Here is a 7,442-nt window from a genome sequence, read left to right as displayed (position 1 = left end):
AACTTGCATTGAAGAAAGCCAGCGAATGACTGTTGTTGAAGATCATATTCTCAAGCTCGACGTGCGCGAGATTCCGCGCGTGGAAAGGCATCCCCGTATATTCGGAATGTTGAATTCACTGCTTCCGGATTACCAGTTGATCCTGACCGTCGATCATGATCCGGTTCCGCTCTACTACCATCTCGAGATGCATTATGATGGGATGTTCGGGTGGGAATACCTTTCCCGTGGTCCGGAGATATGGGAAGTCCGCATTCGCCGGAAGAAGCACGAAGGCTGCAACTGCAACTGCGGTGGTGGTCATTGAACTGCATGGGAGCGATCGGGCGATAGCGGTCGCTCCCATGCCGGTTCATCGTGATCAGACAGGTGAAGTTGAAAATTGGGAGGTCAAGTGTCGACAACAGCCAGTTTCAAAGAACTCGACGTCCGGCCCATCCTTCGTGACGGAGGTGAGCCATTTCCCGCAATCATGGATGCAGTTCAGTCGTTAAAGCCAGGGGAAGGCTTGCGTCTGCTTGCGACCTTTCGCCCAGTGCCGCTGTTAAGCGTCATGGCGCGCCGTGGTTATTCGGCCGAGCTCAAGGAGTTGGATGGCGGCGAGTGGGAGGTTCTGTTTATCCCGGCTGCCGAGGCATCGCCAACGGTCCTCGTATCGTTGGGTGCCGAAGAAGCCGCTGCTTGGCCCGATCCGTTGTGGAGGATCGATCTCACTGAACAGGAGCCACCGGCTCCTATGGAGAAAGTTCTCTCGCTTATCGAGCTTATGGAGCCGGGCGAAGTGCTTTTCGCCGTGTTTTCAGAAGAGTCGCGCTTTCTTGGCGCCGAGTTGGAAAAACGCGGTCACCAATGGGTGGGCAATCTCGATGCGTCAAAGCGTGCCTATCGCATGTTGATCCGAGTTGGCGGTGAGGCCTGACGACCTTGTTGCCGCTGAACGTGGCACAGGAGAACTGCATTGTCGCTTAGAAAGCATACAAGGGCGGCAATCCAGAAAAGGCCAGACGTTGCGATAAGTGCCCCATAGTATCCCGGAACGATGTCGGCTGCGGTGCGGCCGCTTGCTGCGAGCAGCAAGAGTGGGACGGACAGCCGTTGACACCAAGAGAACTTTGCATCTCGACCCGTATGAAGCCGGATCGAACGATTCATGATCGCAATCATCATTCCGGTGACGGCTCCGATAGAAAGAAGATGCATTGCAGCGAGCGGGCCGAGTATATCGAGCGCGGTTGCCGCAATTCCCAGCAGGCCGAGAGGGATGAAGCCGTAGCAGACCTGCATCGCTGCGATCATGGACGATCGTAGGATGATTGGCCTGAACCATCTACTTGCGCGGACGAAGTGCGAGCCGGCTGCCACAAGTGCCAAGATTGCCGTGAGTGGGCCGGCCAGCTCAAAGGTCCAGGCCGTCGCAGCAATGAGAGTGGCAATAAGGACGAAACGATCGATCACGCGATTTCCGGGGGCGAGGCGTGGCCTGCCTGCCTGGGCAAGCCAGTTGTTTGTAAAGCTCGGGATGAGCTTGCTCGCGGTCGCCGTGATCAACAGGACATAGACTGAAAGGCCTGCCCGCGCCCAGGCCCCCACATCCCCTCCTGTCATGGCAACGATGTGGAATCCGGCATTGATCAGGGCGAGAGACGTGAGGCAAAGGATTGGCTTCGCATCCGCGACCCTCCTCGCAACCCATACTTCCCTCACGCAGAAATACGCGAAGAGTGGAAGGAAGATCCAATCGATCAGGAGTGTGATCAGGGCAGTTGTGTCTGCGACCATCAGCATGGAGATGCGGCCGGCAATCCAGGTGAGGACGAGGCAACCAAGCGGCTTGCCTGACAGTGGAAAGCGTCCGGTCCAGTTTGGAACTGTTGTCATCAAGTATCCGACCAGAACTGCCGGCATGAAGCCGAACAAAAGTTCATGCGCGTGCCAGACGGATGGACCATAGACTTCCGCCACCTGGAGCCAGCCGTTCATCGCGCAAATCCAGATTGTGACCGTCGCGATGGCCCACAGAGACGCCCCTAGATAGAAGGGCCGAAACCCATAGGACAGCAGGGCGAGACCGTCGCGTTGGAGGCCTCGCGGGATCCCGCGACTGGTCGATTGTTCCTTATGGCCCATGGAAGCGGTTCTCAAAAAATTTTCGATTGATCCTGCCTGAGAGATCTTCAGGCAAAGTAATTGATCTCGATCAAAGGGCTGCAGTAAATCTATTATTTGGTCGGCGGCTGAATGACGCACTGATTACTCACCAGCTCATTGTTCCAAGTCAAATAGAACGGCGTGTCATGAAGTAAAACAATGTCAACAGTTAGAGCGAAACGCTCGCTGCCGGACAAGGAGAAAAGATCATGACCCAGTGCCTGAATTTGACCAGAAGAACAATGCTTGCGGGGGCTGTCTTTGCAAGCGCGCTTGTGCCCGTTCTGACCGGGACAGTGGCACGCGCCGAAGGCGGCGACATCAAGACCAACGCCGCAGCCGTTGCCGCCGACATCGCTAAGCTGGAGCGAGTGAAGGTCGATCTTATCGCACCTCCCTTCGTCCATGCGCATGCTCAGAAGGCCGAAGGCGGGCCGAAGGTAGTCGAGTTCACGCTCACCATTGAGGAAAAGAAGATCGTCATTGATGACGCTGGCACCGAAGTGCATGCCATGACTTTCAACGGTTCGGTCCCCGGTCCCATGATGGTCGTTCATGAAGGCGACTATGTTGAGCTGACGCTGATCAACCCCGACACCAACACGCTGCAACACAATATCGACTTCCATTCGGCAACCGGTGCGCTTGGCGGCGGTGCGCTGACTCTGGTCAATCCGGGCGAAACGGCGGTCCTGCGTTTCAAGGCCACCAAGGCAGGCGTCTTCGTCTACCATTGTGCACCTCCCGGCATGGTGCCGTGGCACGTCACCTCGGGCATGAATGGCGCGATCATGGTCCTGCCGCGTGAAGGTCTGAAAGACCACAAGGGCAATGATCTGCCTTATGACAAGGTATATTATGTAGGCGAGCAGGACTTTTATGTCCCCAAGGATGCCGACGGCAATTACAAGAAATACGAGAGTGCCGGCGACGCCTATTCGGATGTGCTCGAAGTGATGAACACGCTGACCCCGAGCCACATCGTCTTCAATGGCGCGGTCGGAGCGCTGACAGGCGACAATGCGATGACGGCTGAAGTCGGTGACCGGGTCTTGATCCTGCATTCGCAGGCCAATCGTGACACCCGTCCGCACCTGATCGGCGGCCATGGTGATTATGTGTGGGCGACCGGCAAGTTTGCCAACCCGCCAGAGCTCGACCAGGAAACCTGGTTCATCCCTGGTGGTGCTGCCGGCGCGGCCTACTACACCTTCCAGCAGCCGGGCATCTACGCCTATGTGAACCACAACTTGATCGAAGCCTTCGAAAAGGGTGCCGCCGCCCACTTCAAGGTCACCGGCGACTGGAACGACGATCTGATGACCGCCGTGGTGAAGCCGGAAAGCTGACCCTCGTGAACGCACGGGGTGCTTGTTGAGCACCCCGTGAACTTCCTCTCTAACTCGTTGGAAATCGCCATGCCCGGCGCCGTTCTCACCCCCAGGCCGTCCAATTCTATAGGCTCAGTGCTACTGCCACTTCTGCTCATCAGTGCTCTGTCCACCGCAGTCGTGTTCCAGTCAGGCATCGTCCGGCTGAATGGCGGCGCCGAACTGTCGCCGCCTCCAACCATCTCGGTGGCACCAGGCAGTTTCGCCTATCGTCAGCCTGGCGAATTCTACCGCGCTGGATACGCCGTCGATGGGCCGAAGGCTGACCTTTCCATGACGTCGCCCGTCACCATTATGAAGTATCAGGTCAGCACCCAGGACTACGATGCCTGCGTTGCCGACAGTGCGTGCCCGGCCCGGGAGTCGACCACCCCATCGCGCCCTGACATGCCGGCAACCGGCGTGAGCCATGACGATGCGACACTTTATGCCCGGTGGTTTTCGGAAAAGAGCGGGGGGATCTGGCGCCTGCCGAGTGACGTTGAGTTGGCCTTTGCCGCTGGTGAAAAGTTTCCGGATGACGCCCTTGGTATAGATCCGGACAATAGGAACCCGGCCTTGCGCTGGCTTGCCGACTACGAGCGCGAGGCGGCACGCAAGCGATCCAAAGATCCGGAGCCGCTTCCCTATGGAAGCTTCGGCGAAAGCGAGCATGGCCTTGCCGATTTTGCCGGCAATGTCTGGGAATGGACGACGACCTGCAATCGACGTGTCGATCTCGTCAAGGAAGGGCAGCCAGTCACTACCGAAGCCTGCGGCGTCTACATAGCCGCCGGAAAACACAGATCGCCGTTGAGCTCGTTCATACGCGACCCCAAAAGCGGTGGCTGTTCTGTCGGAGTTCCCCCTGATCATGTCGGCTTCCGACTAGTCGAAGATCGTCGCTGGTACGCTCCTTTACTCTTTTCGATCGGTGCCTTGTGAGGTAGGTTGCCCCTCGATTTGGACACTCGCCACAGCCACTATTGGGTATTCGGGGCCCTGAGAGTGCGCGTTGTTGGCGGGAGAGGGATTTGTTTTGAAACTTGATCGAACGATCATCAAGTCTCTGTCATTATTCGACAAGATGACCGATGACGAGTTGGACGCGCTGCTTGTTCCAGCGCAGACCCGGCGGCTGCCGATCGGGGAGTCCGTATTTGAACAGGGACAGCCCGCCTCATATTTCTTCTTACTCCTGCATGGTCGCCTCAAGGTCACCCAGGTGACGAGCGCCGGTCAACAGATCATCGTGCGTGTCGTCCATCCCGGCGACCTGTTTGGGTTCGCTAAGGCTCTGCAACGACACGACTATCCAGGCACTGCACTTGCCGCTGCTGAAAGCATCGTTCTGTCCTGGCCAACAGAGTTGTGGCCGAAATTCGTAGAGCGAAATCCAAGACTTGCCGTCAGTGCAATGGAGACGATCGGACAGAGGCTAGAGGAAGCGCATGTCCGCATTCGCGAAATGTCCACGCAAGAAGTCGAGAAGAGAGTTGCGCATACCGTGTTGAGGTTGGCGCAAAAGGCTGGTCGCTCGGAGGCTGCGGGAATACGGATCGATTTCCCGATCTCAAGGCAGGACATTGCCGAGATGACCGGAACGACAATTCATACGGTGTCGCGCATTTTTAGTTCATGGGAGAGCAAGGGCCTGATCGAAGGCGGTCGGCAGAAACTCCTGGTGCGCGATATGGCTGAACTTGCGTCGCTGGCGGATTCTCTTCCGGAGCGTCGATAATCAGGTTAAGCGTTGCCGTACTTGATATTGCGCAAAGAAGGCTTGTTCATCCTGGCCTATCACTTCTCCAACGGAACGAGGTGTTCCTGTCCAAGGAGATGAAAATGAAACTGCGTAGTGTAACAATGGCAGCCGTTCTTTTGCTTTCGGCCCCGGCGCTCTCGATCGCTGCCGATTTCGAAGTCAAGATGCTGAACAAAGGTGCAGAGGGTGCCATGGTGTTCGAGCCCGCGGGCTTGAAGATTGCCCCCGGTGACACCGTTACCTTCATCCCGACCGACAAGGGCCACAACGCTGAAATCATCAAGGGCATGATCCCTGACGGTGCCACAGAGTTCAAGGGCAAAATGAACGAAGAAATCAAGGTCACGTTCGACGTGCCGGGGCTGTACGGTGTAAAATGCGCACCACATGTCGGCATGGGTATGGTCGCCGCCATTGTCGTCGGTGATGCCCCCGCCGCCAATCTCGATGCATTCAATGCTGCCAAGCTGCCGAAAAAGGCCCGAGAACGGATTGATGCAGCCGTCGCTGCGGCCCAGTAAGGCCTTGTGCTAGCAGTTGTTGTTCGACCGACGCCGCCGGGATGTGATCCCCGGCGGCGTCAACATGTCTGGACCGTCTTGATAGGCGGTCGAGACAAGTATCAGATCCCGCCTTCAGCCAGAAGTCCGCTATGCGCTCTGTCGATTGCGTCTCGTAGCTCGTCGACCGGAGATGCGGTGGGAAGCTCTTTGCCTTCCAGTTCTTCCGGCACCTTCCAACCGGGGTCTATGCCTTGCATGTTTGGTAGTTCGTGGGCGATGCCCTTGTGGCAGTCTATACACGTCGCCTTGCCGTTTAGGAGATAACGCGTGTGGATCTCCGCAGCACGTTCCGTCTGTTTCGACAGGTCCATGGCAACCGAAGAGTGGCAGTTTCGGCACTCAAGACTGTCATTTGCTTTCAGTCTCGCCCATTCGTGCTGCGCCAGGCGCAATCGCTCATCGAGGAATTTCTGACGTGTATTGATCGTTCCGAAGATCTTGCCCCAGACTTCCTTGGAAGCCTGCATCTTTCTGGCAATCTTGTCGGTCCATTCATGGGGCACATGGCAGTCTGGGCAGGATGCCCTGACACCGGAGCGGTTGGAGAAATGAACCGTCCTCGTCATCTCCTCATACACGTTGGTCTTCATTTCATGACAACTGACGCAGAACTCTTCTGTGTTGGTTAGCTCGAGAGCCGTGTTGAACGCACCCCAGAACATTACGCCACCGACAAAGCCGCCCAGCGTCAGGAAAGCGAGGCTCAGCGTTGCCGCAGGTGTCGTTAGGACGCGCCATGTCCATGTGAGCAGATTGCGGAGCCTGTGCATCTTTAGTGCTCCTCGCCCATTAGCTTGACCCCCATGTCGCTCATGTCGCGGAAGGTGTTGCCGACTAAGGGGCTGGTCTCCGCTTGGGGGACGTGACAGGCTGTGCAGAAGTACCGTCTTGGCGAAACGTCTGCCAACATTTGTCCCTCCCGCGTGATGTAATGGGTCACGCTGATCATGGGCGCACCGGACCCCTCCGTGAACTCGCGCTTGTGGCAGGAGAGACATCGGTTGGTGTTGACCGACAGTTGGTAGCCTTCGATCGAGTGAGGAATGACCGGAGGCTGGTCCGGATAGGCGCGCATCTTGCGCACGTCATCCACAGTCCATTTCGGCAGGGGCTTTGCCGGAATGCTTTCCATCTGTTGGGGTGGGCCGGACAGTTGCGGAACTGATTGTGCAACCACGCCACCACCAATGAGACAGGCTGCCAGCAGGGCAACGGCACCAAGTCGGCCTCTTATCAGGCCACGGGAACGATCTTGACTGCGCATTTTTTGAAATCCGTTTGTTTGGAGATCGGATCGGTGGCGTCAAGCGTCACCTTGTTGATCAACTGGCTGGCATCGAACCATGGAACGAAGATCACGCCGGGTGGCATGCGGTTGCGGCCGCGGGTCTCGACGCGTGTCCGCATCTCGCCGCGACGCGATACGATGGTGATCTCTGCTCCCTGGTTGATCCCGCGTTTTCGTGCGTCGTCAGCGTTCATGAAGCAGCGGGCGCCCGGGAAGGCCTTGTAGAGTTCGGGCACTCTCATCGTCATCGAACCGGAATGCCAGTGCTCCAGCACGCGGCCTGTTACCAGCCAGAAATCGTATTCCTC

At 57.3% G+C, this 7,442-nt stretch carries 11 protein-coding genes; 6 read left to right on the top strand and 5 right to left on the bottom strand.

Translation table 11 applies throughout. The features are described 5' to 3' along the window. Both H6M51_RS23945 and H6M51_RS23940 read left to right on the top strand, forming a co-directional pair. On the top strand, positions 1-307 hold a 307-nt coding region (locus H6M51_RS23945; RefSeq protein ID WP_348644573.1), incomplete at its 5' end, for a DUF2249 domain-containing protein. 87 nt (positions 308-394) lie between these two features. Further along, positions 395-919, top strand: a complete 525-nt coding sequence (locus H6M51_RS23940; protein ID WP_234905995.1) for a DUF2249 domain-containing protein — start codon at positions 395-397, stop codon at positions 917-919. On the opposite strand, the gene H6M51_RS23935 is transcribed toward H6M51_RS23940, so the two are convergent. Continuing rightward, positions 883-2,127, bottom strand: coding sequence for an NnrS family protein (locus H6M51_RS23935; protein WP_185812272.1), 1,245 nt, complete (start codon positions 2,125-2,127; stop codon positions 883-885). The two genes, H6M51_RS23940 and H6M51_RS23935, sit on opposite strands and share 37 nt — an antisense overlap. Positions 2,128-2,357: 230 nt before the next feature. On the opposite strand from H6M51_RS23935, the gene nirK reads away from it, so the two are divergent. The 4 genes from nirK to H6M51_RS23915 all read left to right on the top strand — a co-directional run bounded on the left by nirK (position 2,358) and on the right by H6M51_RS23915 (position 5,804). Next, a complete protein-coding gene (nirK, locus tag H6M51_RS23930; protein WP_166599139.1) occupies positions 2,358-3,497 on the top strand; it encodes a copper-containing nitrite reductase in 1,140 nt (379 codons plus the stop codon). A gap of 69 nt (positions 3,498-3,566) precedes the next feature. Continuing rightward, complete coding sequence (locus H6M51_RS23925; protein ID WP_166599218.1) at positions 3,567-4,463, top strand: SUMF1/EgtB/PvdO family nonheme iron enzyme; 897 nt, start codon at positions 3,567-3,569, stop codon at positions 4,461-4,463. Between the two features lie 94 nt (positions 4,464-4,557). Further along, a complete protein-coding gene (locus H6M51_RS23920) occupies positions 4,558-5,259 on the top strand; it encodes a Crp/Fnr family transcriptional regulator (protein ID WP_165222469.1) in 702 nt (233 codons plus the stop codon). Between the two features lie 104 nt (positions 5,260-5,363). Next, the gene (locus H6M51_RS23915) at positions 5,364-5,804 is read left to right on the top strand and encodes a pseudoazurin (RefSeq protein WP_374725477.1); all 441 of its coding nucleotides are present in this window, start codon (positions 5,364-5,366) and stop codon (positions 5,802-5,804) included. Between the two features lie 101 nt (positions 5,805-5,905). Here H6M51_RS23915 and H6M51_RS23910 read toward each other — a convergent pair whose 3' ends face one another. The 4 genes from H6M51_RS23910 to H6M51_RS23900 form a co-directional block, all read right to left on the bottom strand. Beyond that, the gene (locus tag H6M51_RS23910) at positions 5,906-6,616 is read right to left on the bottom strand and encodes a NapC/NirT family cytochrome c (RefSeq protein WP_166599138.1); all 711 of its coding nucleotides are present in this window, start codon (positions 6,614-6,616) and stop codon (positions 5,906-5,908) included. Between the two features lie 2 nt (positions 6,617-6,618). Beyond that, positions 6,619-7,023 carry a nitrate reductase cytochrome c-type subunit gene (locus H6M51_RS23905; protein ID WP_407073613.1) on the bottom strand — a complete coding sequence of 135 codons (405 nt, stop codon included), beginning with the start codon at positions 7,021-7,023 and terminating at the stop codon, positions 6,619-6,621. Next, the gene (locus H6M51_RS25110) at positions 6,932-7,153 is read right to left on the bottom strand and encodes a hypothetical protein (protein ID WP_374725463.1); all 222 of its coding nucleotides are present in this window, start codon (positions 7,151-7,153) and stop codon (positions 6,932-6,934) included. The genes H6M51_RS23905 and H6M51_RS25110 overlap by 92 nt, the downstream gene beginning before the upstream one ends. After that, positions 7,080-7,442 (bottom strand): molybdopterin dinucleotide binding domain-containing protein (locus H6M51_RS23900; protein ID WP_281418988.1); only part of this gene is annotated, 363 nt, incomplete at its 5' end. The genes H6M51_RS25110 and H6M51_RS23900, both read right to left, overlap by 74 nt.

It is taken from the genome of Rhizobium sp. AQ_MP, assembly GCF_014237835.1.
Lineage (GTDB): Bacteria > Pseudomonadota > Alphaproteobacteria > Rhizobiales > Rhizobiaceae > Allorhizobium.
The sequence above is the reverse complement of the archived record's forward strand: the minus strand, read 5'-3'. Positions and strand labels throughout refer to the sequence as shown.

Bases quoted from the DNA above. Each gene is read 5' to 3' on its own strand.
- H6M51_RS23935 (WP_185812272.1), bottom strand. From the start codon at position 2,127: ATGGGCCATAAGGAACAATCGACCAGTCGCGGGATCCCGCGAGGCCTC.
- nirK (WP_166599139.1), top strand. From the start codon at position 2,358: ATGACCCAGTGCCTGAATTTGACCAGAAGAACAATGCTTGCGGGGGCT.
- H6M51_RS23925 (WP_166599218.1), top strand. From the start codon at position 3,567: ATGCCCGGCGCCGTTCTCACCCCCAGGCCGTCCAATTCTATAGGCTCA.
- H6M51_RS23915 (WP_374725477.1), top strand. From the start codon at position 5,364: ATGAAACTGCGTAGTGTAACAATGGCAGCCGTTCTTTTGCTTTCGGCC.
- H6M51_RS23910 (WP_166599138.1), bottom strand. From the start codon at position 6,616: ATGCACAGGCTCCGCAATCTGCTCACATGGACATGGCGCGTCCTAACG.